Genomic DNA, 25,523 nt, shown 5'->3' on the forward strand with positions numbered 1-25,523 from the left:
AAGTGCTTCGGCCGTGAGGGTACGTAGGATCGGGGTATGGAGCGCAGCGTCGACGCCGTCGTCATCGGAGCGGGCCACCACGGGCTGGTGGCCGCGGCCCTCCTGGCGGACGCGGGCTGGGACGTCGCCGTGTTCGACGGCAGGCCGGTGCCCGGGGGCGCAGTGGCCCACCGGCACGTGGACGGATTCGTCGTCGACGAGTTCTCCTCCTGCTATCCCCTCGGCATGGCCTCCCCCGTGCTCCGGGACCTGGATCTCGAGGATCACGGCCTCACCTGGGCCGACCACCGGCCGGCCCTCGTGCACGTGGCCGACGGCACTGACGCCGAGGGCTCCGTCGTGGCCGCGACCGCGGAGGACACCGCCGTGGCCCTCGACGCGGACCACCCGGGCGACGGCGACGCCTGGCTCGCGCTCGTGTCCGGCTGGCGGCGGGTGCGGGAGCCCCTCATCGCAGCCCTGCTCACCGACTGGCCCCCCGTGCGACCCGGCGCGCGCCTCCTCCGCACGCTCGGCGGGTCGGGGCTGCTGGACTTCGCCCGCTTCGCGCTGCTGCCCTCGGACCGCATGGGACAGGAATGGTTCGGTGGCGGGCGGGCCCGCGACCTCCTGGCCGGCAACGCCATGCACGCCGACGTGTCGCCGCTGGCCCCGGTCAGCGGGCTGATGGGCTTCATCATGACGATGCTGGCGCAGGATGTGGGTTTCCCGGTGCCCCGCGGCGGGGCCGGGCACCTGGCGGGCGCGCTGGCCGCCCGCGCCCGCGCCGCCGGGGCGGTCGTCCACCTGGGGTCGCCCGTCGCCGGCATCAGCGTCACCGCCGGCCGGGCCGACGGCGTGCGCCTGGCCGACGGCACGACGGTCCGGGCGCGCCGCGCCGTGCTGGCCGACGTGTCCGCGACCGCCCTCTACCTGGCCCTCCTGCCCGCGGACGCGGTGCCCAGCGGCCTGCTGCGCCGGCTCGACCGGTTCGCCTGGGACCCGCCCACCCTCAAGCTCAACCTGCGGCTCGACGCCCCCCTGCCGTGGCGGGCGGCCCGGGCGACGGGCGCCACCGTCGTACACGCCGGTCACTCCGCGCGGGGACTCGTGCGGTGGCACGCCGACATCGCCACCGGGCGGGTGCCCACCCGCGCCTTCGCGTTGATCGGACAGATGACGACGGCGGACGCGTCGCGCTCGCCGGCAGGCACCGAGTCGCTATGGGCCTACACGCATCTCCCACGCAGCGGGCCGGCGGGCGCCGCCCGGTCGCTGGACACCCTCGAGGCCCTCTTCGACGACCTCGCCCCAGGCTGGCGGGCCCTCGAACGCGGACGCTGGGTGCAGACACCCGCTGATCTGCACGCCGCCGACCCGAACCTCGTCGACGGCGCCCTCGGCTCCGGCACCACGCAGCTGTTCCAGCAGGGCCCCTGGCGGCCGCTGGCCGGGCTCGGGGGGCCCCTCACCCATGTGGAGGGTCTGTACCTGGCTTCGGCAGCCACGCATCCGGGCGGGGGCGTGCACGGCGGCGCCGGCTACTCCGCCGCCCGGGCTGCGCTGCGGGGGGCCCGCTGGTGGTCGCGACCGGTCGGGCGGGCCACCACCGGGGTCCAGCTGTGGCTGCAGCGTCGCGATCCGGACTTCTGACCTGCAGCGCGGGGCTCAGCCGTGGGGATGGACGGTGAACCGCGACACAGCGGTCGCCTCGCTCACCTGCACCACCCTCGCCCGCTGATCCTCGCACCGCTCCACCATCGACTGGCAGAAGGCCTTGTCCAGGCGCTCGTCGACGTCGGCGAGCACCACGAGGGTCTCCCACATCATCTGCTGCGCCCGCACGGCGGCGGCCAGCGCGTCGAGTTCCGTCTGGGTCATCAGCCCGTCGTGGTTGCGGGTGGGGTTGAGCGGGTTGAGCCGGCCCGCCGCTTGCACCAGCCCGGCCACCATGTTGCGGGCGGTGCTGACCTCGTAGCCGAGGTCCTCGATGAGATCCGCGACCGTTGAGTGCGACTCGGCCAGCTCGTCATGGAGCCGCTCGAACGTCACCGCGTAGGGCGTGCCGGCCCACGTGTCCGCCGCCGCCTTGAACGCCTTGACCCCCGCATCCGCCGCGACGAGATGCTGATTGAGATAGGCGGAGTACTTGTCGTGATCGAGTTCGACCGCCATGGCGACCTCCTGTGTCGGTGTCGTCCCAACCTAACCCGTCGGCACCGACACGACCTGGCCGTTGGCGAACTCCACCCACGCGACGTCGCGGTGCCCCCGCCCGGCCAGGACGGCCAGGAGGATGCGCAGCGTGTCGCCGTGCGAGACGACGGCCAGGTGCTCACCGACGCCGTGGTGCGATCGCAGCTCGGCGACGAACTCACTGAGCCGCCCGTGCACCTCGGCCACCGACTCTCCCCCGCCCCAGCGCACCTCGCTGAGGTGGAGGCCGTCCGGCACGGGTTCCTCGGTGAGGTCGTCGTAGCTCATCCCCTCCAGCGACCCCAACGCCTGTTCCCGCAGCAGCGCGCTCGTGCGCAACGGGGCGCCGTGCCGCGCCGCGATAACCTCCGCGGTCTGGACTGCGCGGAGCTGATCCGAGGCGACGACCTCGCTCAGCGGCACGCCGTCGAGGACCCGGGCCGCCGCCTCGGCCTGGCTGAGGCCCAGCGCCGTGAGCGGGACATCCATGCGTTGGCCCTGCAGGCGGCGCTCCAGGTTCCACGTCGACTGTCCGTGCCGCACCAGGTGCAGGATCACCGCCTCACCACCCGCGGCCCGTCGGCCCGGGCGACGGCTCCGCCGCGCCGTCGTGGTAGGGCTCCGTGCCCCCGGGCCAGGACCTCGCGGCCCGGCCGCTGATCCAGCGGTATCCGACGGTGAGGCCAGCCGAGGCCCGCTCGATGCCGGCGATGTCCGGCCGGGTGTCGGCGGCCGCCAGGACGATGTTGCCGAACCGCTTGCCCTTCTGCACCACCGGTTCCATGCCGATGATCAGGTGTGGCCAACGCTCGGCCAGCCCGGCCGCGAGGCGCTTGGCCCAGGCGAACGGAGCACGGTCCGTGACGTTGTAGATCACCACCGCCTCCTCGCGCCCGACACGCCGCAGCTCGTCGAGGCACTCGGCCGTCGCCAGTTCCCCCGGCACCTGGGAGCCGTCGAAGGCGTCGACGATCACGACATCGGCCCACCCCTCGGGCATCGCGGACAGTCCCGCCCGCCCATCGACGTCGCGCACCTTGATGCCGGAGCGCGACGGCAAGGGGATCTTGCGCCGCACCTCGTCGGTGAGCTCGACATCGGGTTCGCACACGACCTGCGCCGTCCCCGGGCGGCGCCACGCCACCCATCTCGGGATCGACATGCCCGCCCCGCCCAGGTGGACGATCCGCAGGCGCCGGTCGGCGGGGGCGCCGAGGACGGTGTGGTCGAGCACCATGGCGATGTGCTGGACGTACTCGAACGCCAGGAAGTCGGGCCGGGCGGGGTCCACCCAGGACTGCGACGTCAGGCCGAAGCGCACCCAGAACGCGCCCGGGGTGTCCCGGTCGGGGATGAGGCGCTCCATTCGCCCGAGCCTAGCCCGCGTAGACTCCGGCTCGCCATGAGCACCTCCCGCCGCATCCTCGCCCTCGCCGTGCCCGCCTTCGCGGCGCTGGTGGCTCAGCCGCTCATGATGCTCGCGGACACGTGGATCGTCGGACACCTGGGCACGGTGCCGCTGGCCGGTCTGGGGATCGGCAGCGGTCTGCTGACGACCGTCACCGGGCTGATGATCTTCCTCGCGTACGGGTCGACGGCGGTCGTGGCCCGCCGGATCGGAGCGGGACAGCGCGCCGACGGCATCGGGCTGGGCGTGCAGGCAATGTGGTTGGCGGCCCTCCTCGGCGCCGTCGTCGGCGTGCTCGTCTGGGCTGCGGCGCCGTGGCTGGCCACGGCCCTCGGCGCCGACGGGGAGGTGCGCACCCAGGCGGTGACCTACCTGCGCTGGTCCATTCCGGGGCTGCCCGGCATGCTCGTCATGCTCGCGGCCACCGGCACCTTCCGGGGCCTCGCCGACGCCAGGACCCCGCTGGTGCTGTCCATCGGCAGCGCGGCCCTCAACCTCGTCCTCAACGCCGCTCTGGTGTTCGGGCTCGGGATGGGCATCGCCGGCGCCGCGCTCGGCACCGCGGCCGCCGAGACGACCTTGGGAGCCACCGCCACCGCCCTCGTGGCTCTCCAGGCCCGCCGGGCCGGCGCGCGGATGCGGCCGTCACGGCGAGGCATGGCCGGAAGCCTGGCCGTCGGGACGCCCCTCCTGCTGCGCACGGTGACACTGCGGATCGCGCTGCTCATCACCACGTACGTCGCGGCCGCGCAGGGTGCGGCCGGCCTGGCGGCGCACCATGTGGTCATGCAGGTGTGGGGGCTCATGGCGTACGCGCTCGACGCGCTCGCGATCGCCGGCCAGACCATCATCGGCACCGCCCTCGGGGCTGGCGACGCGCGGGAAGCCCGCTCGTCGACCCGCCTGATGACCTGGTGGTCGGTCGCGGCGGGTGGGGTCATCGGCGTCGCCGCGGCGCTGCTGCGCCAGCCTGTCGCGGCGTTCTTCGCGCCCGACGACGACGTGCGGGCACTGGTCGCGTGGCTGCTCGTCATCGTCGCGGCGACACTGCCGCTGGCCGGCTACGTCTACCTGCTCGACGGCGTGCTGATCGGCGCGGGCGACGGCCGCTACCTCGCTGCTGCGGGCGTCGTCACCGTGGTGGCGTACGCGCCGGTGGCGCTGCTCGCGCTGACCGCGGCCGAGGGGCGGCAGGGGCTGACGTGGCTGTGGATCGCGTTCACCGTGGTCTTCATGGGTGCGCGCGCCGTGACGCTGGGGTTGCGGGCGCGCGGCGACCGCTGGCTCCGGCTGGGCGGCTGAGGGTCCTGCCGGTACACCGCAGGACAGGGCCTCCCTCGGATCGCGGTGAGGGGGTGAGATGGTTGGTGGCGTGTGCACCAGGCACGCGCACGTGAACTGAGGAGAGGGCTACACCGCGATGGACGAGCGTCGCGCGATCAAGGTGCTGCTGACTCCCCCCACCGCAGGCTGAGGAGCCGCTCCCCCCACCGCTGGCTGAGGTGCCGCGCAGCGGCCTCCCCACCGCTGGCTGAGGTGCCGCGCAGCGGCCTCCCCACCGCTGGCTGAGGTGCCGCGCAGCGGCCTCCCCACCGCTGGCTGAGGTGCCGCGCAGCGGCCTCGAAGCCTCGAGAAAGTGACCTTGTCAGCTCAGGTTTCCCAGGCTTCGAGGCTCGTCGCTGCGCTCCTCGCTCCTCAGCCAGCGGGGAGGACGCGCGCCCACGCGCACCGACCGCTTTCTGCCATTGTTCGGCATTGCGGCGAAATACGTGACTCCACGTACTCCTCGACCGGCTTGAGGGCGGCGGGTAGCGTCGACCTCATGCGACGACTCGCCCCTGCCGCCCTCGCGCTCGCCGGTCTCGCCGCCTGTTCGGGCCCGGCAGACTCCCCGACCCCCGCCGGCACGGTCGCCTCGAGCCCCGCCTCCTCGTCGGCCGCGGGCGGGCCCTCCCCCTCAGCCACCTCATCCGCGTCAACATCAGCAGTCCCGACGACGCACGAGTTCGTCGTGACCGAGCACCAGGCGTTCGACGAGCCCTGGGCCCTGGCGTTCCTGCCCGGCACCGACACCATGGCGATCACGCAACGCGGCGGGGCGCTCGTGCTGCGCGATCCCGACGGCACCGTGCGGGAGGTCAGCGGCGTGCCCGACGTGGCGGTCGCGGGGCAGGGTGGCCTCGGCGACATCATCCCCGGGCCCACGTTCGCCGACGACGGCACCGTCTACCTCTCGTGGGTGGAGCGGGGCGACGGGGGCTCAGGCGCCGTGGTCGGCCGCGGCCGACTGGACGTGGCCGGGGCAGCCCTCACCGGCGTCGACGTCATCTGGGAGCAGACCCCCAAGGTCGACGGCGACGGCCACTTCTCGCATCGCCTGCTCATCGACGGCGACCACCTGGTCGTCAGCTCCGGGGACCGCCAGAAGTTCGACCCGGCGCAGGACATGGGCGGCAACCTGGGCAAGATCGTGCGCCTGACACTCGACGGTGCCCCGGCGCCCGGCAACCCCTGGGCCGACGAGGGAGGGGTCGCGGCGCAGTTCTGGAGCATCGGGCACCGCAACCCGCTGGGGTTGGCCCTCGACGCCGACGGCCGGCTGTGGGCCTCCGAGATGGGCCCGCAGGGCGGTGATGAGCTCAACCTCATCGTCGCCGGCGCGAACTACGGATGGCCGGAGGCCTCCAACGGCTCCCACTACGGCGGCGGCGACATCCCCGACCACGCCCCTGGAGACGGCTTCGAGCCGCCGAAGGCCTTCTGGACCCCCAGTGTCTCTCCTGGCTCGCTGATGATCTACGACGGCGACCTCTTCCCGGCCTGGTCCGGGGACGCCTTCCTCGGCGCTCTGTCCGGCGAGGCGCTGATCCGGGTGGACCTGGAGGGCGAGTCGGCGACCGTCGCGGAGACCTGGCCGATGGGGGCGCGGATCCGCGCGGTGGCCCAGGCACCCGACGGCGCGATCTGGCTGCTGCAGGACGGCGACGGCGGCCGCCTGCTGGAGCTACGCCCGGCCTGAGTCAGGGCTGCAGTCGCGTCACGTGCCAGCCGTCCGCGAGCCGCCGGCAGGACACCCGGTCGTTGAGCCGACTGGCCTGACCCTGCCAGAACTCGATCTCGTCGACCAGCACGCGGTAGCCGCCCCACGACGGCGGACAGGGCACCTCCGCGTCGTCGGCGAAGCGCCGCGCGGCGGCCTCGACCGCGGCCGCCAACTCCTCACGCGACCCCAGCGGGCGCGACTGGTGGGACGCCCACGCCCCGATCTGACTGGCCCGCGGCCGGCTGCGGAAGTAGTCCTCGTTCTCCCGCTCCGTCAGCCTCTCGACCGCGCCGACCGCCCTCACCTGCCGCATCAGGGTCGGCCACCAGAGGTTGACCGCGGCGGCGGGCGTCGCGGCCAGCTCCTCGCCCTTCGGCGAGTCGTAGTGGGAGAAGAAGGTCAGCCCGGCCGGGCCCGCGTCCTTGAGCAGCAGCACCCGGCTGCGCGGACGCCCGTCGACGCCCACCGTCGACACCGTCATCGCGGTGGGCTCGGGCTCCTGCGCGGCCAACGCGTCGGCGAGCCAGCCGTCGAGGAAAGCCCACGGATCGAAGCCGGTGAGGTCCGCCGGCAGCGGCTCGCCGGCGTAATCGCGGCGGATGTCACGCAGGGTCGTGTTCATGCCCTCATCCAACCAGCCAGGGATCCGCGCCGGCGGTCCCCCACCCTGTTCGCAGCCGCTATCGTCCAGCACAGGAGGTTCCCATGAGCTACGACATCCTGGTCTTCGATCCCGACTCCGTGCCGCGCGACGTCGACGCGTTCCTCGCGTGGACCGAAGGCATCGGCTACGGCGGCGCCGGGGTCGATCTCGACGACCCCGAGAACGGCACGGTCGCGCTGCGCAGCTGGTACTCCGACTTCACGCAGAGCTTCCCGCCCGTCAACGGCCCGCTCGCCGACGCCGACGACGGGACCACGACGTACCGCTGCGGATCGTCGTTCACGCTGGCGCAGTGCCCCGACGACGAGACCGACCGGGCGGTCGAGGCGGCACGCAACCTCGCCGCGAAGCACGGGGTCGGGTTCTTCGATCCGAACACCGACGACGACCCCCTCTTCCCGGTCGATCGTCCGTAGACCCTGGTCGGACGGCCTTCCGGCAGGGCGGGAGTACGCTCGTGGCATGGCCAACGAGGACATGCGCATCGGCGACCACGAGCGCGACGAAGCGATCACGCTGCTGCAGGAGCACATGTCCGCCGGCCGGCTGACCACAGACGAGTTCAACGAGCGGATGTCGCGGGCGCTCGAGGCCCGCACCTGGCGTGACCTCGGCGTCCTGTTCACCGACCTCCCGGGGCGCCGCCCCATGCCCCCGGATGTGCCCACCCCCGCGTTCCCGGCGCCCGGCATGGGCTGGGTGGCCCCCGCTCCGACCTACGGCGCCTCCCCCGACACCCCCGAGGTGCGCCAACACGGCGGCAAGCCCTGGTATTCGCAGTGGTGGATCCTCATGGTCGCCATCCTGGTGACCACGATGTCCAGCGGGCGGCTGGGGTTCCTCCTGCCCGCTGTGGCCATCTGGATCTGGGTCATCGCGCCGGCGCTCGACCGCGAGCGGCAGCGCCGGCGGCCGGCCGTGACCGGCCCGCCCCGCCCCTTGACGTTCTACGAGCGCGAAGAACTGCTCGACGAGATCCGCGCCGGGCGCCCGATCTCCGCCGTCAAGCGCTACCGGGAGCTGACCGGCGCGGACCTCTACACCGCCAAGATGACCGTCGACGCCCTGCGCCGCGAGATCGGCCGCTGACACGGGGAACCGGCCGCTGGTGCGGGTGACCCCCACCAGCGACCGGTCCCGTGAAGCCCGCTCAGACCTGCGAGATCCCGTCGCCGACCCGGTCGAACCGGACCGTCTGCCCGTCGTGGATGTCGCCGGCGAGCAGCCCGCGCGCCAACTGGTCCTCGATCGTGGTCTGCACGAGCCGGCGCAGCGGCCGCGCGCCGTAGACCGGGTCGAAGCCCACCTCTCCCAGCCACTGCTTCGCCGCCGCCGACACGTCGATCGAGATGCGCCGCGACTCCAGCCGGCGGTTGAGCTTGGCGATCTGGATGTCGACGATCTGCCCCAGCTCCTCCGTCGTCAGCGCGTCGAAGAGCACGACGTCGTCCAGCCGGTTGAGGAACTCCGGCCGGAACGCCTGCCGCACGACCCCCATGACGGCGTTGCGCTTCTCCTCCGGCTCCATGTGCTGGTCCGCCATGAACTGCGACCCAAGGTTCGAGGTGAGGATGAGCAGCGTGTTGCGGAAGTCGACCGTGCGACCCTGGCCGTCGGTGAGCCGGCCGTCGTCGAGGACCTGCAGCAGGATGTTGAACAGATCCGGGTGCGCCTTCTCCACCTCGTCGAGCAACACGACGGAGTAGGGGCGACGGCGCACGGCCTCGGTGAGCTGCCCGCCCTCCTCGTAGCCGATGTAGCCCGGAGGCGCCCCGACGAGGCGGGCCACGGAGTGCTTCTCCGAGTACTCGCTCATGTCGATGCGCACCAGCGCCGTCTCGTCGTCGAAGAGGAAGTCGGCCAGCGCCTTGGCCAGCTCGGTCTTGCCGACACCGGTCGGCCCGAGGAACAGGAACGACCCCGTGGGCCGGTTGGGATCCGAGATCCCGGCCCGCGACCGCCGCACGGCGTCCGAGACCGCCTTGACTGCGGCCCGCTGCCCGATCAGGCGCTCGCCGATCCGTTCCTCCATGTGGAGCAGCTTCTCGGACTCCCCCTGCAGCAGGCGGCCGACCGGGATGCCCGTCCAGGCGCCGACCACCTCGGCGATGTCCGGCGCGCCGACCTCCTCGGAGACCATCTGCGTCGTCGTGTCCTCGCTGGCCTCGGCCTCGGCGAGCTCGCGCTCGGCCGCGGGGATGTCGCCGTAGAGAATCTGCGACGCCCGGGTCAGGTCGCCCTCGCGCTGGGCGCGGTCCGCCTCGACCCGGAGCTGGTCGATGCGCTCCTTGAGGTCGCCGACGCGGTTGAGTCCGCTCTTCTCCGATTCCCAGCGGGCCTCGAGCCCACGCAGCTTCTCCTGCGCGTCGGCCAGCTCGGCGCGCAGCGCCGCCAGCCGTTCCCGCGACGCCTCGTCGTCCTCCTTCTCGAGGTGGAACGCCTGCATCGTCATCCGGTCGACGTCGCGGCGGAGCATGTCGATCTCCTCGGGCGAGGAGTCGATCTCCATCCGCAGCCGCGACGCGGCCTCGTCGACGAGGTCGATGGCCTTGTCCGGCAGCTGCCGAGACGTGATGTAGCGATCCGAGAGGGACGCGGCCGCCACCAGCGCGGAATCGGTGATGCGCACCTTGTGGTGCGCCTCGTAGCGCTCGCGGAGCCCGCGCAGGATCGCGACGGTGTCGTCGACCGACGGCTCACCGACGTAGACCTGCTGGAAGCGGCGTTCCAGGGCCGGGTCCTTCTCGATGCGTTCCCGGTACTCGTCGAGCGTCGTCGCGCCGATCATGCGCAGCTCGCCGCGCGCGAGCATCGGCTTGAGCATGTTGCCCGCGTCCATGGCGCCCTCACCGGAGGCGCCCGCCCCGACGACGGTGTGCAACTCGTCGATGAAGGTGATGATCTGGCCCTCGGCGTCGCGGATCTCGTTGAGCACGGCCTTGAGCCGCTCCTCGAACTCGCCGCGGTACTTCGCCCCCGCCACCATCGACGCGAGGTCGAGAGAGACGAGGCGCCGGTTCTTCAGCGAGTCCGGGACGTCGCCGGCCACGAGGCGCTGCGCGAGGCCCTCGACGACGGCGGTCTTGCCGACGCCGGGCTCACCGATCAGGACGGGATTGTTCTTGGTGCGCCGGGCCAGCACCTGGACGACGCGGCGGATCTCGGAGTCGCGCCCGATGACCGGGTCGAGCTTGCCGGAGCGCGCCCGCTCGGTGAGGTCGATCGAGTACTTGTCGAGGGCGGACTCGCCGCCCTCAGACTCGGCCGACGTCACACGCTTGCCGCCGCGCAGCTCCTCGAAGCGTTCCTTGAGGGCCTCAGCCGTCACGCCGGCGCGGTCGAGGATGGTCTTGGCGTCCGAGGGCACCATGGTCAGGCCGATCAGCAGGTGCTCGGTGGCGACGAAGTCGTCGCCCAGCGAGTCGGCCAGCGTCTCGGCCGAGGCCAGGACGCGCGCGAACGGGCCGGACAGCGCCGGCTGCGACACCGACGAGCCGCTCGTGGAGGGCAGTCGGCCGATGGCCGCGTCGGCCGCGGCGTCGACCTGCGCCGGATCCGCGCCGGCCGCCGTGAGCAGCGCGCCGACGGTGTTGTCAGGGGTCAGCAGGAGTCCGTGCAGCAGGTGCACGGGCTCGGTGTTCGGGTTGCCGTGCGTGAGGGCCTGCCGGACCGCCGCCGTGACGGCGTCTCGGGACTTCGTCGTGAGCTTCTCGGTGTTCATGCGGATGGTCTCCTCAGAGTCAGGAATACAAGTTGAGTCTACCTCACTCAACCTGATGTCGGGAGCCGGTATTCCCGCGGACCCTGGGGCGGCCCGGTAGCCTCGGAGCCGTGATCAAGCGCACCGAGGACCCCGCCGACCTGCCCGTCGCCCCCGATCTCCCGGTCGACGACTCCGCCGACGAGGAGATGCCTGAGATCAGCTTCGACGAGGCACGGTTCGCCGCCCGCCCGGCCCGGCTGCGGCCCCGCGCCCGCCGTCGCCAGGTGGATGAGAGTCCGATCACACCCCCGTTCGAGCCGTCGGGCGCCAACCGCGCCTACGTCGAGTGGCTGGAGGAGCAGTCGATGCTGCACGACGCCGAGAAGGTGTCGCGGCAGCTGGCCGGCAAGCACCTCATGTGGTCCAACCCCTACGCGCACCCGGATCCCCGGGCCGCCGTGCAGCGGGCCTCCGTCTGGTACACCGCCTACCCGCTGTCGCACATCACGTCGCCGGGGCAGTCCTTCCTCTCCTCGCTCGGCTCGACCGAGTTGTGGGACGCGTTCTCCGCCGTCGGGATCGACGCCGTCCACACCGGCCCGGTCAAGCTGGCCGGCGGGCTCGACGGCTGGGACCTGACGCCCAGCGTCGACGGCCACTTCGACCGCATATCCATGGCGATCGACCCGCTGTTCGGCACCGAGGACGAGTTTCGCGACATGTGCGAGACCGCCGCCCGGCACAACGGCACGATCATCGACGACATCGTGCCCGGCCACACGGGCAAGGGCGCCGACTTCCGCCTCGCCGAGCTGAACTACCGCGACTACCCGGGCATCTATCACATGATCGACATCCCGGAATCGGCGTGGCACCTGCTGCCCGACGTGCCCGAGGGCAGGGACTCGGTGAACCTCACGGCCGAGGCCGAGTTGGCCCTCGCGGACGAGGGCTACATCATCGGTGCACTGCAGCGGGTGATCTTCTACGAGCCCGGCGTGAAGGAGACCAACTGGTCCGTCACGCCCCCCATCCGCGACTACAAGGGGACGCTGCGGCGCTGGGTCTACCTGCACTACTTCAAGGAGGGGCAGCCCACCATCAACTGGCTCGACCCCACCTGCGCCGGGATGCGCCTGGTCATGGGCGACGCGCTGCACTCGCTGCTCGACCTCGGCTCGGGCGGCCTGCGCCTCGACGCCAACGGGTTCCTCGGCGTCGAACGCTCCTTCGACCGGTCGCCGGCCTGGTCCGAGGGGCACCCGCTCTCCCAGGCGGCCAACCAGCTCATCGGCTCGATGGTGCGCAAGGTGGGTGGCTTCACGTTCCAGGAGCTCAACCTGGCCATCGACGACATCCAGCGCACCAGCGCCGTCGGCCCGGACCTGTCGTACGACTTCATCACGCGCCCGGCCGCGCAGTTCTCCCTGGCCACGGGCGACACCGAGTTCCTGCGGCTGGTCCTGCGGGAGGCCATGGACATCGGCGTGGACCAGGCCTCGCTGGTGCACGCCATGCAGAACCACGACGAGCTCACCTACGAGTTGGTGCACTTCGCGGCCGCCCACCGCGACGACATCTACACCCTGGGCGGCGTCGACTACCGGGGCCACGAGCTGGCCGAACACATCCAGCAGACGATGCGCGACCTGCTGACCGGGCCCGCGGCCCCCTACAACTCGGTGTTCACCCAGAACGGCATCGCCAGCACCACGGCGTCGATCATCACCGCGTCCCTGGGTGTCACCGACCTCGACACCCTCACCGACGCCGACATCCGGCGCATCGCCAACGCCCACCTGCTGCTGTGCATGTACAACGCCTGGCAGCCGGGCGTGTTCGCCCTGTCCGGCTGGGATCTGGTCGGCGCCCTCCCGCTGGAGCGGGACGCGGTCAAGAGCCTGATCAGCACCGGCGACACCCGATGGATCGAGCGCGGCGCCTACGACATCCTAGGCGTGGCGCCCGAGGCGAAGAAGTCGCCGTCGGGCATGCCGCGGGCCCGCACGCTGTACGGGCCGCTGCCGGAGCAGCTGAAGAAGGACACGTCGTTCGCGTCGCGGCTGGCGGCGATCCTCAAGGTCCGCAAACGCAACGGGCTCGCGACCGGGCGCCTGCTGGACGTCCCCGAGGTGGGCCACCGGGCGCTACTGGTGCTGGTGAACGAGCTGGAGATCGGGGCGGTGCAGATCACCGCGCTGAACTTCGGTGGGGACCGCATCGAGGCCAGGGTGCAGTCGGACTTCCTTCCGGCAGGCCGCGTCTTCGACCTCAGCACGCGCCGCAAGGTGGGCACCGTCGACGACCTGGGCGGCTTCACCGTCGACCTGCCTGCGTTCGGCGGTCTGGCGATGATCATCCGCGACTGAACCCCGCGCGGTCCCGCCTGCTGACACAATCGACGCATGTCTGAGGCTCGAAACAGAGAAGGCGCCAAGCTCGCGATCGTGGGCGCCGGCGCGGTCGGATCGTCGTTGGCCTACGCGGCCCTCATCCGGGGCGTTGCCCGGCAGGTCGTGCTCCACGACATCAACGGCGCGAAGGTGCGCGCCGAGGCACTGGATCTGGCGCACGGCGGCCAGTTCCTCCCGGAGGCGGTGGTCGAGGGGTCGGACGACGTCGACATCACGCGCGGCGCCGACGTCGTCGTCGTCACGGCCGGCGCCAAGCAGAAGCCCGGCCAGACCCGCATGGACCTCGCCGGCTCAACGGTGTCGCTGATGGAGAAGGTGATCCCCCCGCTGGTGGAGCGCTCGCCGGACGCCACGTTCCTCATGGTCACCAACCCGGTCGACGTCACCACGCAGGCGGCGCTGAAGATCAGCGGGCTGCCCACCAACCGGCTGTTCGGGTCCGGCACGGTGCTGGACTCGTCGCGGCTGCGCCAGCTCATCGCCACCACCTGCGACGTCGCCGTCGGCAACGTGCACGCCTACGTGTGCGGCGAACACGGCGATACCGAGACCCCGCTGTGGTCGACCGCGACCATCGGCGGCGTGCCGCTGACCGAGTGGGAGCGCACGACGGGCCGGCTGGGCGCGGCGGAGCGCGACGAGATCGCCCACCGGGTCGTCAACGCGGCCTACGAGGTCATCGAGGGCAAGGGCGCCACGAACTACGCCATCGGCCTGGCCGCCACCCGCATCATCGAGTCGATCCTGCGGGATGAACGGCGCGTGCTGCCGGTGTCGCGGATGCTGGACGGCTGGCACGGCATGTCCGGCGTCTGCATGGCGGTACCCACTGTCGTCGGTCGCGACGGCGCCGGCACGCAGTTGGAGCCGCCGTTGTCGGCCGACGAGCTGCAGCGGCTGCGCACGAGCGCGGAGCACATCCGCTCGATGGCGGTCGGGCTCGGCTTCTAGCGCAGGACGGCGACGACGTCGTGGCGGGGGCCCGCGTCGTCGGTCCAGCGGCTGACGAGCGAGCCGATGACGTCCTCCGGGGTAGGGGCCGCGCGGGTCAACAGGCGCATGATCTCGAGGCGCCCGCCCTCGCCCGCGACCACCCCGGTGCCCTGCACCGTCATGGTGAGCGGGAGCTCGTCGCCGTGCACGTCGCGGATGTCCGCCTGCGTGTCGCCCTCGCGGATCACCCGGGTGGCCTCGGCGACGAACACCGGGTCGGTCTGCGCGTCGTAGCAGTAGCGCAGGCCGAGTTCCGAGTGATCCAGCGTGCCGATGAGGTCGCCGCCGTCGAGTGGTGCGGAGCGCCACGTGACGGGGACGAAGTAGTAGTCCCCGGAGGTGGTGACGACCATGCAGTCGAGCCCGACGGCGCCCGCCGGGTCGACGAACCGGAAGAACGCTGCGCGCGAGAGCTGCTCGGGGTCGCCGTCGAACCACGGCTGGCGCGGGAGCCACCCCGCCAGGAGCTCCATCTTCGACGGCGTCAGCGTCGCCCCGACGTGGACCTCGGCCGCCCCGCTCACGAGGCCACCTCGTTCGCCTGACTGGGCTTCGTGGTGCCCGCGACCTTGCGGACGTACTGCAGCGCGGCCGCGTGGACCTCGTCAGGCGTGGCCGGCGGCTCGAAGTTGTTCAGGGGCCGGATGTTGCGACACATGTCCCAACCCTACGCCGCGCTGGTGCCGCGGCACGACCCTCAGCCGCGCACGGCGAACAGCTCGAGGGCCCGCTCAGCGGCGGCGCGGAAGGCGGCGTCGTCCGCCCCCGCCACGTGCGCCGCGGCGCAGGCGGACGCCCAGGCGACGGTCTCAAGCGCGCCGCGGTCCTCGAGGATGCCCGTCGCAAGGCCGGCCACGAAGGCGTCCCCCGCGCCCACCGACAGTCGCGGGCGCGCCACGGGGCAGGATCCGAGGCGGACCTCGCCGTCGTCGAGGAAGGCGACGCCGTCGGCCCCGCGAGTGATCACCGGCAGCCCGACCCCCGCCTCGGCCAGCACCCACAGATATCCGGCCAGGTCCGGGGCGTCGCCCAGGGCCGTGACCTCCTCGTTGTTCGGCTTCACGGCGGCCAGCACCCCGGTGCCGACGGCCGCGGCGAGATAGGGCCCCTGGTTGTCGGAGACGACCCGCGCGCCGCGCTCGGCCAGCGCGCGGACGGACTCCGCGAGCGCCTCCGGCGGCAGCGCCGCGGGGATCGAGCCGTTGAGCGTGACGACGTCCCCGGCGCGCGCGTCGTCGACAACCATGCGCAGCAGCGTCTCGGCGGGTGCCGCGGAGGCGAGCTGGTATCCCGGGGACACCATGTGCGCCGCGACACGGTCCTCCATCATCAGCGTGAGGTTGTGCCGGGTGCGGCCGGGCACCGCGACGGGATGCACGACGACCCCCGCCGCTTCGACGGCGCCGACATGGTGTGCCTGCTCCCGCTCCCCGATGAGGTAGTAGGCGTGGGCCGGCACCCCGCACGCGACCGTGCGGCGGGCCACGAACACACCCTTGCCCGACGGCTGCGACTCGAACGCCCGCGCCTTCTCGACGCCGCCCCACGTCACGCCGTCGACGAGGAAGTGGTCGTCGAATCCGGTGTTGAACGTCACCGTGCGCACCACCGGGCCCATGGTTCTCCCTCCGCGCCGCGTCGTCGTCGGCGACGCACCCAACTTAGCGATCCCCCGCCCGCACCGCTCCCCCGCCGCCGCATCTGCCACGATGGGGGCCATGTTGGCGCTTGCGAAGACGCGGCCGGGTCCGGGACTCGAACTCATCGAGCTCCCGCGCCCCACCCCGAGTCCGAACGAGGTCCTGATCCGCGTCCTGCGGACCGGCATCTGCGGCACGGATCTGCACATCGACAGCTGGGACGGCTGGGCAGCGCAGGTCGTGCGGACGCCGCTGGTGCTCGGCCACGAGTTCTGCGGGGAGATCGTCGAGCTGGGGTCGTCGGTGACCGGGCTCGAAGTCGGGCAGTTCGTGTCCGGCGAGGGGCACTACGTGTGCGGCCGCTGCCGCGCCTGCCTCGCCGGGCGGCGTCACCTCTGCAGCAACACCCGCGGCATCGGCTACCACGTCGACGGCGCGTTCTGTGAGTACTTCGCGATGCCCGCCGGGAACGTGTGGGTGCACCACACGCCGGTGGACCCGGATGTCGCGGCGATCTTCGACCCGTTCGGCAACGCGGTCCATGCCGCGCTGCAGTTCCCGGCGTTGGCCGAGGATGTGCTCGTCAGCGGCGCCGGCCCGATCGGGATCATGGCGGCACTGGTGGCGAAGTTCCAGGGGGCGCGCAACGTCGTCATCACCGACCTCGGGGACGAGCGCCTGGAGCTCGCACGGAGCGTCGGGCTGGCGAACACCGTCAACGTGTCGCGGGAGAACCTCGCGGACGTCTACGAGCGGTTCGACATGCACGAGGGCTTCGACATCGGGCTGGAGATGTCCGGCTCCGGCGCGGCGCTGACGTCGATGATCGAGCACATGACGCACGGCGGCCGGATCGCCCTGCTCGGCACACCCACGAAGCCGCTCGAGGTGGACTTCGCCACCATCATCTTCAACATGCTGACGATCCAAGGCGTGACCGGCCGGCAGATGTTCGAGACCTGGTACGCCATGAGCGCCCTGCTGCGCTCGGGGCTGGACATCTCCGGCGTCATCACGCACCGCTTCCCGGCGTCGTCGTTCCGGGAGGCGTTCGATGTCGCGGCGGGCGGGCACGCCGGCAAAGTCATCCTGACCTGGGACGAGTGAGGACACCATGGCATTCCTGGACCACATCCGCGGCGAACTCGCACAGCTGCGCGCCGACGGCCTGTACAAGACGGAGGCGCCGCTGACGACGGCGCAGGCGGCGCACGTCGGGACGCCGTCGGGCGAGGTGATCAACCTGTGCGCCAACAACTACCTGGGGCTGGCCAACTCACCGGTGCTCATCGACGCCGCCAAGAAGGCCTACGACCGGTGGGGCTTCGGCATGGCGTCGGTGCGGTTCATCTGCGGCACCCAGACCCTGCACCAGGACCTCGAGGCACGCCTGACCGGGTTCCTGCGCTCCGGCCCCGAGGGCCACGACGGCTGGGACACCATCCTCTACTCGTCGTGCTTCGACGCCAACGGGGGACTGTTCGAGACCCTGTTCGGCGCCGAGGACGCCATCATCTCCGACGAACTCAACCACGCCTCCATCATCGACGGCGTGCGGCTGAGCAAGGCCGCCCGCTACCGCTACCGCAACCGCGACATGGCGGACCTGCGAGCACAACTGGAGGCGTCGCGGGGGGCGCGGCATCGGGTGATCGCCACCGACGGCGTGTTCTCGATGGACGGGTTCGTGGCGCCGCTCGACGAGATCTGCGCTCTGGCCGACGAGTACGACGCGCTGGTCATGGTCGACGATTCACACGCCGTCGGCTTCGTCGGCGAGACGGGCGCGGGGACGCCGGAGCGCTTCGGGGTCATCGACCGCGTCGACATCCTGACCGGCACGCTCGGCAAGGCCTTGGGCGGGGCCTCCGGCGGCTACACGTGCGCGCGGTCCGAGGTGGTCGAGCTGCTGCGGCAGAGGTCGCGGCCGTACCTGTTCAGCAACTCGCTGGCGCCGTCGATCGTGGCGGCGACCATTGCCTGCCTGGATCTGCTGGAGACGACGTCGGCGCTGCTGGAGCGGCTGGCGGAGAACACCGCCTACTTCCGCCGCCGCATGGTCGAGGAGGGGTTCGAGATCCCCGAGTCGGACCATCCGATCGTCCCGGTGATGCTCGGTGACGCGGTGCTGGCCGCGCGGATGGCCGACGAGGTGCTCGCCCGCGGCGTGTATGTGCGGGCGTTCTCGTTCCCCGTCGTGCCGAGGGGCGCCGCGCGGATCCGGACCCAGATGTCGGCCGGGTTGTCGCGGGCGGACCTGGATGCGGCGATCGCGGCGTTCGTCGCGGCGCGCGCCGCCGTCGGTTCGTCCTGACGCCTGCCTGCGGTCCCGACGCCTGCCCCCGGTCCCGACGCCTGCCCCCGGTCCCGACGCCTGCCTTGGATCATGAAGCGCCTGCCTTCCGTGGCGACGCCTGCGCTGGAGGGCAGGCGTCACTAGCTAGGGCAGGCGTCGAGCGCGCCAACGGACGCGCGCATCAGGACAGGCGCCTATGGTCAGGAAGCGCGGGGCAGCGCGTTGCGCAGTCCGTCCTCAATGATCATCGCCATCTTGCGACCGTCCACGATCTCCGCCCACCCCCACCGGACAATCCAGTAGCCCGCGCGTCGGATCTCCTGCTCGCGCCGTTTCTCCCGCATGATCACGTCCTCGGCACTCTGGCCCGGCTTGAGGAGCCGTCCGTACTTGGCCTTGCCGTCGACCTCCCCGACGAGGCCCAGTTCCGGCCAACCGAAGTCCGTCCTGGCAACCACCACGCCGTCCGCGTCGACGACCTCGAACTGAAGGAGGGGCTCGGGCAGCCCCCACCGGCGCATCTGCACCCGGCTGAGCGACTCCGCCGCCGATTCACTGCGGGGGTCCGCGAACGCCATCACGCGCTTGGCGACGTGGACCCCCTGCAGCCGCGGATGTAAGGCCAGGATCCGGCGGATCTCGGCCGGGTCAGCACCCCGCCTCAGGCCAGCATCGACCGCAGCCACCCCCCATTCGAGGGGCGAGAGCCGCGCGAGGTCGCATAGCGTCCGTTCCAGCGTCGTCACGGAGAACCCGTCGACGACGGTGATGTGCTCGCCCAGGAGGCTGGTGTTGCGCACTCTGAGCTGGGGGCTTCCGTTCCCATGGCCGGGCGTGGTGCGGATCATCGTGGCGACGCCCAGGGTGGCTTCGTCCACCGGCAGCCCGTGGAGGACGGCCGCCGAGGTGTGGCTGAAGACACTCGACTGCGCCACGTCGAGCGCCGTCGCCCTCATGAGCCGCAGATGTTCAGCCTCCGGGCTAGCCTCGGAACCGATTGCGTAGTGCCCGCGCCTGAGGCGCACGAGAGCACCTGCCTTGGCGCGGGCGCGGAGGTCTGCGGGTGAGAGGCCGAGGTCGAGGAGTTGCTTGGCGGTCCATTGCGCGTTCACGCTCCCATTGGACGACGGTGAGTGCCACCGTCGCCCGCCGCCTGGGCCAGTTGTGGATAACATCCGCGAGTTGAAGCTCGTTGTCCACAGCTCAGACCGCCCTCGCCGCTGGAGCATCCCTCACGAGCTGGAGTCGGCTCTGCGCGCGGGGGCGCCTGCCTTGGTGCCATCCGCCTGCTCTGGAGGACAGGCACCCAGCCTTAAGGCAGGCGCAAGGGGCACGCCTGCGCTCCGGGGCAGGCGCCGCGACGGAGGGCAGGCGCCACGACGGAGGGCAGGCGCGGAGCGTGGACCGGCGAGGGCGACGACGGGGACGCTGGTACGCTCGACGACAGCCGGGGTGCCCCGAGGTCGGGGCTGAGAACACACCCGCAACACCTGATCTAGGTCGTGCTAGCGAAGGGAGCCACCTCCATGACCGTGTCCGCCATCCTCAGCGCCGTCCGCGCCTCCACCCCCCTCGTCCACTGCATGACCAACACCGTCGTGCCCGAGGTCACCGCGAACGTGCTGCTCGCCGCCGGCGCCGCCCCCGCGATGATCGACCTCCCCGAGGAGGCCGCGATCTTCGCCACCGTCGCCTCCGCCCTGCTCATCAACGTCGGCAACGGCCTGAGTGAGCAGCACGAGGGCATGCGCCGCGCGGCCGCGGCCGCCGACGGGGCGGGGACGCCCTGGGTGCTCGACCCGGTCGCGGTCGGGGCTCTGCCCGTGCGCACCCAGCTCGCCCGCGACCTCCTAGCCCACCGCCCCACCGCCATCCGCGGCAACGCGTCCGAGATCCTCGGCCTGGCCGGCGCCAGCGGCGGCGGCCGCGGCGTCGACGCCACCGACGAGGTCGACGCGGCCATCGCCACCGCCCACCGCTTGTCCGCCGACACCGGCGCCGTCGTGGCCATCTCGGGTCCCGTCGATGTCATCGTCAGCGCCGGCCGCACCACCCGCGTCACGGGCGGAGACCCGCTGATGCCGCTGGTCATCGGCACGGGCTGCGCCCTCGGGGCGACGGTCGCCGCCGCGCTCGGCGCCACCCGCGACACCCACGCCCCGCACGACGCCGTCGTCGCCGCCCACGCCCTCTTCGGCGCCGCGGGGCTGGCAGCCGCCGAGCTCGCGAGCCATCCGGGCAGCTTCCGGACGGCCTGGCTCGACGCGCTGCACGCGTTGACCCCCGACGAGGTCGCCGCGCTGGTCACCGTCGAGGACGAGCCGTGAGCCAGGCCTCCCCCGGCCTCGCCGACGCCGTCGACTGGCGCCTCTACGTCGTCACCGACACCGCGCTCTCCGGCGGCCCGGACCGGGTCCCGTACATCGTCGAGCAGGCAGCTCTCGGCGGCGCCGGCGTGGTGCAGGTCCGCGACAAGCACCTCCCCGACGCCGATTTCCTGGCCCTCACCCGCGCCTGCCGCGACGCCGCCCGCCGCGCGGAGGACGTCACCGGCCGCCCGGTGGCGCTGGTCGTCAACGACCGCCTCGACGTCGCCGAGGAGCTCGGGCTGCACTTTCACCAGGGTCAGGACGACGGCGACATCCGCCAGGCGCGCCGCCGCCTGGGCACCGATCTCCTCATCGGCCTCAGCATCTCCAGCCTCGCCGAGCTCGAGGCGGAGCTGGCCGATCAGACGGCCGACGTCCTGGGGCTTTCCCCCCTCTGGGCGACCCCGACCAAGACCGACGCCGCCCCCGCGCTCGGCCCCGACGGCGCCGTCCGCCTGATCGACGCGACGTCCGGCCGGGCCAAGACCGTCGCGATCGGCGGCATCAACGCCGCCACCGCCCCCGATGCGATCGCCACCGGCGTCGACGGCATCTGCGTCGTCTCCGCGATCGCCACCGCCCCGGACCCCCGCGCGGCAGCCGCGCACCTTCTCGCACTCTGGAGGACCCGATGACCACTCCGAAGATCGTCCTCAGCATCGCCGGCTCGGACCCCAGTGGCGGCGCCGGCATCCAGGCCGACCTCAAGACCTTCACCGCACTCGGCGTCTACGGCGCCGCCGCCCTCGCCGGGCTGACCGTCCAGAACACCCAGGGCGTGCGCGCGGCCCGGCCCGTGGACCCCGACTTCGTCGCCGCGCAGATCCACGCCGTGTTCGACGACCTCCCGGTCGCCGCGACCAAGCTGGGCATGCTGTCGAACGCCGAGGTGGCCTCCGCCGTCGCCGATGTGCTCGAGGCGCGACGCGACGACGCCGGCCTCATCGTGCTCGACCCCGTCATGATCGCGACCTCCGGCGACGCCCTCCTCACCGACGACGCCGTCGAGGTGGTCCGGACGCGCCTCGTGCCGCTGGCCGACGTCGTCACCCCCAACGTGCCCGAGGCCGCGGTCCTGCTCAGGGAGGCGCCGGTGTCCGACGACAACGGCCTCATCCGTCAGGCCCGCGCGCTGGTCGCCGCCGGCGCCCGCGCCGTCCTGGCCAAGGGCGGCCACCTCTCGGGCGCGGAGATGACCGACGTCTACGCCCACGGCGACACCTTCGCGCTGCTGACCGGCCCCAGGATCGACACCCGGAACACGCACGGGACCGGCTGCACCCTCAGCTCGGCGATCGCGGCCGTCGCCGCCCGCCGTGGCGACACCCGCGCCACCGGGGTCCGGCTGGAGTCGGTCGAGGAGGCCCGCGACTACCTCATGAGGGCACTCGACTCCGGCTCGACCTGGCGTCTCAGCCGGACGCCGGACCAGGGCCACGGGCCCGTCGATCACCTCGTCGGGCGGGCGGAGGCCGGCCTGTGAGCATCGACTGGGCCCCCGGCGACTTCAGCGCCCACGCCTGGGACACCACCGCGGCCATCCGCGACCGCATCGACCGCCTCCCCCTGCTGACCGAACTCGCCGACGGCACCCTCGAGCCGCACCGCTTCGTCGAGTATCTCGGCCAGGACGACTTCTACCTGCGCGGCTACACCCGCGCGCTCGCGACGCTCGCGTCCCGCGCCCCCACCTCGGCGGCGGCCGCATTCTGGGCGCGCAGCGCGGGCGAGGCGGTCGAGGCCGAGGTGCTCATGCACGACGCTCTGCTGGCCGACGACCGGCTCCGCGACCTCCCCCGCCCCGCCGTCGCGTCCCCCACCACGCGGGCCTACGTCAACTCGCTGCTCGCGGCGACTGCGTTCGAGCCGTACCCGGTGGGCGTCGCGGCCGTGCTGCCCTGCTACTGGGTGTACGCCGACGTCGGCGCCACGCTCGCCGGCCGCGCCGCGGCGCTCAGCCCGCACCCCTACGCGGGCTGGGTCGCCGCGTACGCGGACCCGGCGTTCCAGGACGTGACGCGGCAGGCGATCGGCTGGCTCGACGACGCCGCGACGGCGGCCGACGAGGACACCCGGGCGCGCATGCTGACGGCCTTCGTCGACGCCACCCATTACGAGGAACTGTTCTGGGCGCGCTCTTACGATCTGGAGGCGTGGCAGGCCTGACAACGGCGCGCTGACTTGGACCGTTATCTGGCCGTGACATGCGGTTACGACTTTCCGTTGGCGCTCAACTAATCTGTGCCCCATGCCTGACATTGCGCAGCCCGGACGCACGCTCCCCGCAGATGAGTCGCCCAACACCGACACCCGTACGTACGGCCCCGCGTCGACCCCGACGCACCCGCTCGCGACGGCCCCCGTCGGCACGCCCCCGTTCTCCGTGGACGGGTTCGTGCGGGAGTTCCTGCACGAGCTCAACACCAACCAGGGCGTCACTCTCTCGCGTTCCAGCGTCAACGACCAGTACCTCGCGCTCGCCAGCACGGTGAAGAACTACCTCATGGCCCGCTGGCTCGAGACGAACCGCAAGACCCGCGAGGCCAAGGTCAAGACCATCGGCTACCTCTCCGCCGAATACCTGCTCGGCCGGCAGCTCGGCAACGCCCTGCTCGCCACCGACCTCAACGACATCGCCCGGCAGGGCCTGGAGCTCTGCGGCCTCGACCTGCCGACGCTGCGCGCGCAGGAGGTCGAGCCGGGCCTCGGCAACGGCGGCCTCGGCCGGCTCGCGGCCTGCTTCATCGACTCGATGGCTACCATGGACGTGCCCAGCATCGGCTACGGCATCCGCTACGAGTACGGCATCTTCCGTCAGACCTTCGTCGACGGCCGCCAGGTCGAGCAGCCCGACACGTGGCTGGCGCTCGGCTCGCCGTGGGAGTTCCCGCACCCCGAGGCCGCCGTACGGGTGGACTTCGGCGGACACACCGAGACCTATGTCGACGACGACGGCCGCGAGCGCTGCCGCTGGATCCCGGCCTGGAACGTGCTGGGCGTCCCCTACAACTACATGGTCCCCGGCTACCTCAACGGCCGCGTGAACACGCTGCGCCTGTGGAGCGCGCAGGCGACCAAGGCGTTCGACCTGCAGATCTTCAACGCCGGTGACTACGCGCAGGCAGTCCGGGCCCAGACTTTCGCCGAGAACATCTCCAAGGTGCTCTACCCGGAGGACTCGACGCCGCAGGGCAAGGAGCTGCGCCTGCAGCAGCAGTACTTCTTCGTCGCCTGTTCGCTGCGTGACTTCCTCGACAACGAACTCGAGGAGGGCTTCGACCTGCACCACCTGTCGGAGCGGATCATCTTCCAGCTCAACGACACCCACCCGGTCATCGCCGTGCCGGAGCTCATGCGCATCCTCATGGACGAGAAGGGCTTCGAGTGGGAGGAGGCGTGGGAGGTCACGAAGTCCTGCTTCGCCTACACCTGCCACACCCTGCTGCCCGAGGCGCTGGAGGTGTGGTCGACGGAGCTGCTGGGCCGCCTGCTGCCCCGCCACCTGGAGATCATCTTCGGCATCAACGAGCGGTTCCTCAAGGAGGTCCGCGCCGCGTTCCCGGGCGATGAGATGCGCGCCCGCCGCATGTCGATGATCGCCGAGCACCCGGAGCAGGGCGTGCGGATGGCGTACCTCGCCACCGTGGCCGGCACGAAGGTCAACGGCGTCGCCGAGCTGCACTCGCAGCTGCTGCGCGACAAGGTCCTGCCCGACTTCTCCCAGCTGTGGCCGGACAAGTTCACCAACGTCACCAACGGCGTCACCCCGCGTCGCTTCGTGCGCATGGCCAACCCCAAGCTGTCGGAGCTCATCACCGACGCGATCGGCAGCAACTGGGTGACCGACCTCGAGCGCCTGAAGGAGCTCGAGCCCTACGCCGACGACCCGGAGTTCCAGGCCCGGTTCAGCGAGATCAAGGCGTGGAACAAGAAGCGCCTGACCGACCTCCTGCGGCAGCGCGACGGCATCGACCTGCCGTCGGGGCACCTGCTCGACGTCATGGTCAAGCGCCTCCACGAGTACAAGCGGCAGTCGCTCAAGCTGCTGCACATCGTCTCCCTGTACGAGCAGGTCCTGTCCGGGACGCTCGCGGTGGAGGACCTGGCGCCGCGCACCGTCGTGTTCGGCGCGAAGGCTGCCCCCGGCTACAGGATGGCGAAGGACACGATCCACCTCATCAACAAGGTGGCCAAGGTCATCAACGCCGACGAGCGGCTCGAGGGCCGGCTCAAGGTCGCCTTCCCGGCGAACTACAACGTCACGCTCGCCGAGAAGCTCATCCCGGCGGCGGACCTGTCGGAGCAGATCTCGCTGGCGGGCATGGAGGCATCCGGCACCGGCAACATGAAGTTCGCGCTCAACGGCGCGCTGACCATCGGCACGGACGACGGCGCCAACGTCGAGATCCGCCGGCTGGTGGGCGACAAGCACTTCTTCCTGTTCGGCATGTCCGAGCCGGAGGTCGCCGAGTTGGGCGCGAAGGGGTACACCCCCGGCTCGTACTACGAGTCGAACCCGCAGCTCAAGGCCGCCCTGGACCTCATCCTGTCGGGCGAGTTCAGCGAGGGCGACCGCCACATGTTCGACTCGGTGGTCTACAACCTGCTCCACCAGGACCGGTTCATGGTGCTGGCGGACTTCCAGTCCTACATCGACGCGCAGGCCAGGGTCGAGGCGAAGTACGCCGACGAGGCGGCCTGGACCCGCTCCGCCATCCTCAACGTGGCGCGCACGGGCTACTTCAGCTCGGACCGCTCGATTCGCGACTACCTGCAGCGCATCTGGCACACCACGCCGATGATCTGAGACGCGACGCC

At 71.8% G+C, this 25,523-nt stretch carries 23 protein-coding genes and 1 riboswitch; of the genes, 14 read left to right on the forward strand and 9 right to left on the reverse strand.

Features of this window, described 5'->3' with window-relative positions; genetic code table 11:
* The first annotated feature begins 36 nt into the window (after positions 1-36).
* Positions 37-1,632: a phytoene desaturase family protein gene (locus ACFQPD_RS02140; RefSeq protein WP_385897970.1), complete on the forward strand. Its 1,596-nt coding sequence runs from the start codon at positions 37-39 to the stop codon at positions 1,630-1,632.
* 15 nt (positions 1,633-1,647) lie between these two features.
* Here ACFQPD_RS02140 and ACFQPD_RS02145 read toward each other — a convergent pair whose 3' ends face one another.
* The 3 genes from ACFQPD_RS02145 to ACFQPD_RS02155 are packed head-to-tail and all read right to left on the reverse strand — an operon-like array spanning position 1,648 to position 3,541.
* On the reverse strand, positions 1,648-2,154 hold the full coding sequence (locus ACFQPD_RS02145) for a hypothetical protein (protein WP_385897972.1): 507 nt from the start codon (positions 2,152-2,154) through the stop codon (positions 1,648-1,650).
* A 30-nt stretch (positions 2,155-2,184) separates the two neighbouring features.
* Positions 2,185-2,733: a histidine phosphatase family protein gene (locus tag ACFQPD_RS02150; protein ID WP_385897975.1), complete on the reverse strand. Its 549-nt coding sequence runs from the start codon at positions 2,731-2,733 to the stop codon at positions 2,185-2,187.
* Between the two features lie 4 nt (positions 2,734-2,737).
* Entirely contained in the window at positions 2,738-3,541 is an 804-nt protein-coding gene (locus ACFQPD_RS02155; protein ID WP_385897978.1) for a spermidine synthase, read from the reverse strand.
* Positions 3,542-3,577: 36 nt separating this feature from the next.
* Between ACFQPD_RS02155 and ACFQPD_RS02160 the strand changes: the two genes are divergently transcribed.
* Both ACFQPD_RS02160 and ACFQPD_RS02165 read left to right on the forward strand, forming a co-directional pair.
* Positions 3,578-4,885, forward strand: a complete 1,308-nt coding sequence (locus ACFQPD_RS02160; protein ID WP_385897981.1) for an MATE family efflux transporter — start codon at positions 3,578-3,580, stop codon at positions 4,883-4,885.
* A 520-nt stretch (positions 4,886-5,405) separates the two neighbouring features.
* Positions 5,406-6,602 carry a PQQ-dependent sugar dehydrogenase gene (locus ACFQPD_RS02165; protein WP_385897984.1) on the forward strand — a complete coding sequence of 399 codons (1,197 nt, stop codon included), beginning with the start codon at positions 5,406-5,408 and terminating at the stop codon, positions 6,600-6,602.
* Position 6,603: 1 nt separating this feature from the next.
* Here ACFQPD_RS02165 and pdxH read toward each other — a convergent pair whose 3' ends face one another.
* Complete coding sequence (pdxH, locus tag ACFQPD_RS02170) at positions 6,604-7,248, reverse strand: pyridoxamine 5'-phosphate oxidase (RefSeq protein ID WP_068751646.1); 645 nt, start codon at positions 7,246-7,248, stop codon at positions 6,604-6,606.
* 83 nt (positions 7,249-7,331) lie between these two features.
* Here pdxH and ACFQPD_RS02175 point away from each other — a divergent pair, with 83 nt between their 5' ends.
* Positions 7,332-7,706, forward strand: coding sequence for a hypothetical protein (locus ACFQPD_RS02175; RefSeq protein ID WP_385897987.1), 375 nt, complete (start codon positions 7,332-7,334; stop codon positions 7,704-7,706).
* 46 nt (positions 7,707-7,752) lie between these two features.
* Positions 7,753-8,379 carry a DUF1707 domain-containing protein gene (locus ACFQPD_RS02180; protein ID WP_385897990.1) on the forward strand — a complete coding sequence of 209 codons (627 nt, stop codon included), beginning with the start codon at positions 7,753-7,755 and terminating at the stop codon, positions 8,377-8,379.
* A 61-nt stretch (positions 8,380-8,440) separates the two neighbouring features.
* On the opposite strand, the gene clpB is transcribed toward ACFQPD_RS02180, so the two are convergent.
* Entirely contained in the window at positions 8,441-11,011 is a 2,571-nt protein-coding gene (gene clpB / locus ACFQPD_RS02185) for an ATP-dependent chaperone ClpB (protein WP_385897993.1), read from the reverse strand.
* A gap of 110 nt (positions 11,012-11,121) precedes the next feature.
* Here clpB and treS point away from each other — a divergent pair, with 110 nt between their 5' ends.
* On the forward strand, positions 11,122-13,362 hold the full coding sequence (treS, locus tag ACFQPD_RS02190) for a maltose alpha-D-glucosyltransferase (RefSeq protein ID WP_385897995.1): 2,241 nt from the start codon (positions 11,122-11,124) through the stop codon (positions 13,360-13,362).
* 36 nt (positions 13,363-13,398) lie between these two features.
* Positions 13,399-14,358, forward strand: a complete 960-nt coding sequence (locus tag ACFQPD_RS02195) for an L-lactate dehydrogenase (RefSeq protein WP_385897998.1) — start codon at positions 13,399-13,401, stop codon at positions 14,356-14,358.
* Here the strand turns inward: ACFQPD_RS02195 and ACFQPD_RS02200 are convergent.
* The 3 genes from ACFQPD_RS02200 to ACFQPD_RS02210 are packed head-to-tail and all read right to left on the reverse strand — an operon-like array spanning position 14,355 to position 16,009.
* On the reverse strand, positions 14,355-14,924 hold the full coding sequence (locus tag ACFQPD_RS02200; RefSeq protein WP_068751650.1) for a hypothetical protein: 570 nt from the start codon (positions 14,922-14,924) through the stop codon (positions 14,355-14,357). The two genes, ACFQPD_RS02195 and ACFQPD_RS02200, sit on opposite strands and share 4 nt — an antisense overlap.
* Positions 14,921-15,058, reverse strand: a complete 138-nt coding sequence (locus tag ACFQPD_RS02205; protein WP_385898000.1) for a DUF2277 domain-containing protein — start codon at positions 15,056-15,058, stop codon at positions 14,921-14,923. The genes ACFQPD_RS02200 and ACFQPD_RS02205 overlap by 4 nt, the downstream gene beginning before the upstream one ends.
* Positions 15,059-15,097: 39 nt before the next feature.
* Positions 15,098-16,009 carry a PfkB family carbohydrate kinase gene (locus ACFQPD_RS02210; protein ID WP_385898003.1) on the reverse strand — a complete coding sequence of 304 codons (912 nt, stop codon included), beginning with the start codon at positions 16,007-16,009 and terminating at the stop codon, positions 15,098-15,100.
* A gap of 109 nt (positions 16,010-16,118) precedes the next feature.
* Here ACFQPD_RS02210 and tdh point away from each other — a divergent pair, with 109 nt between their 5' ends.
* The gene (gene tdh / locus ACFQPD_RS02215) at positions 16,119-17,147 is read left to right on the forward strand and encodes an L-threonine 3-dehydrogenase (RefSeq protein ID WP_068751653.1); all 1,029 of its coding nucleotides are present in this window, start codon (positions 16,119-16,121) and stop codon (positions 17,145-17,147) included.
* A gap of 7 nt (positions 17,148-17,154) precedes the next feature.
* Positions 17,155-18,354, forward strand: coding sequence for a glycine C-acetyltransferase (locus tag ACFQPD_RS02220; protein WP_385898005.1), 1,200 nt, complete (start codon positions 17,155-17,157; stop codon positions 18,352-18,354).
* Positions 18,355-18,536: 182 nt separating this feature from the next.
* Here ACFQPD_RS02220 and ACFQPD_RS02225 read toward each other — a convergent pair whose 3' ends face one another.
* Positions 18,537-19,448 (reverse strand): type IV toxin-antitoxin system AbiEi family antitoxin domain-containing protein, encoded by a 912-nt coding sequence (locus ACFQPD_RS02225; RefSeq protein ID WP_385898008.1) that lies wholly within the window; start codon positions 19,446-19,448, stop codon positions 18,537-18,539.
* 326 nt (positions 19,449-19,774) lie between these two features.
* A riboswitch (TPP riboswitch) is annotated at positions 19,775-19,870 on the forward strand.
* Here ACFQPD_RS02225 and thiM point away from each other — a divergent pair.
* The 5 genes from thiM (at position 19,863) to ACFQPD_RS02250 (ending at position 25,512) form a co-directional block, all read left to right on the forward strand.
* Positions 19,863-20,663: a hydroxyethylthiazole kinase gene (gene thiM, locus ACFQPD_RS02230; RefSeq protein ID WP_068751656.1), complete on the forward strand. Its 801-nt coding sequence runs from the start codon at positions 19,863-19,865 to the stop codon at positions 20,661-20,663. It overlaps the preceding riboswitch by 8 nt.
* The gene (thiE, locus tag ACFQPD_RS02235; RefSeq protein WP_385898011.1) at positions 20,660-21,340 is read left to right on the forward strand and encodes a thiamine phosphate synthase; all 681 of its coding nucleotides are present in this window, start codon (positions 20,660-20,662) and stop codon (positions 21,338-21,340) included. Before thiM ends, thiE begins: the two co-directional genes overlap by 4 nt.
* Positions 21,337-22,188, forward strand: coding sequence for a bifunctional hydroxymethylpyrimidine kinase/phosphomethylpyrimidine kinase (thiD, locus tag ACFQPD_RS02240; protein ID WP_385898013.1), 852 nt, complete (start codon positions 21,337-21,339; stop codon positions 22,186-22,188). Before thiE ends, thiD begins: the two co-directional genes overlap by 4 nt.
* Positions 22,185-22,871 (forward strand): TenA family protein, encoded by a 687-nt coding sequence (locus ACFQPD_RS02245; protein WP_385898015.1) that lies wholly within the window; start codon positions 22,185-22,187, stop codon positions 22,869-22,871. Before thiD ends, ACFQPD_RS02245 begins: the two co-directional genes overlap by 4 nt.
* An 82-nt stretch (positions 22,872-22,953) precedes the next feature.
* Entirely contained in the window at positions 22,954-25,512 is a 2,559-nt protein-coding gene (locus ACFQPD_RS02250; RefSeq protein WP_385898018.1) for a glycogen/starch/alpha-glucan phosphorylase, read from the forward strand.
* Positions 25,513-25,523 lie beyond the last annotated feature (11 nt).

It is taken from the genome of Tessaracoccus sp. O5.2 (genome assembly GCF_964266725.1).
In the GTDB taxonomy this organism is placed as follows: Bacteria; Actinomycetota; Actinomycetes; order Propionibacteriales; family Propionibacteriaceae; genus Arachnia; species Arachnia lapidicapta.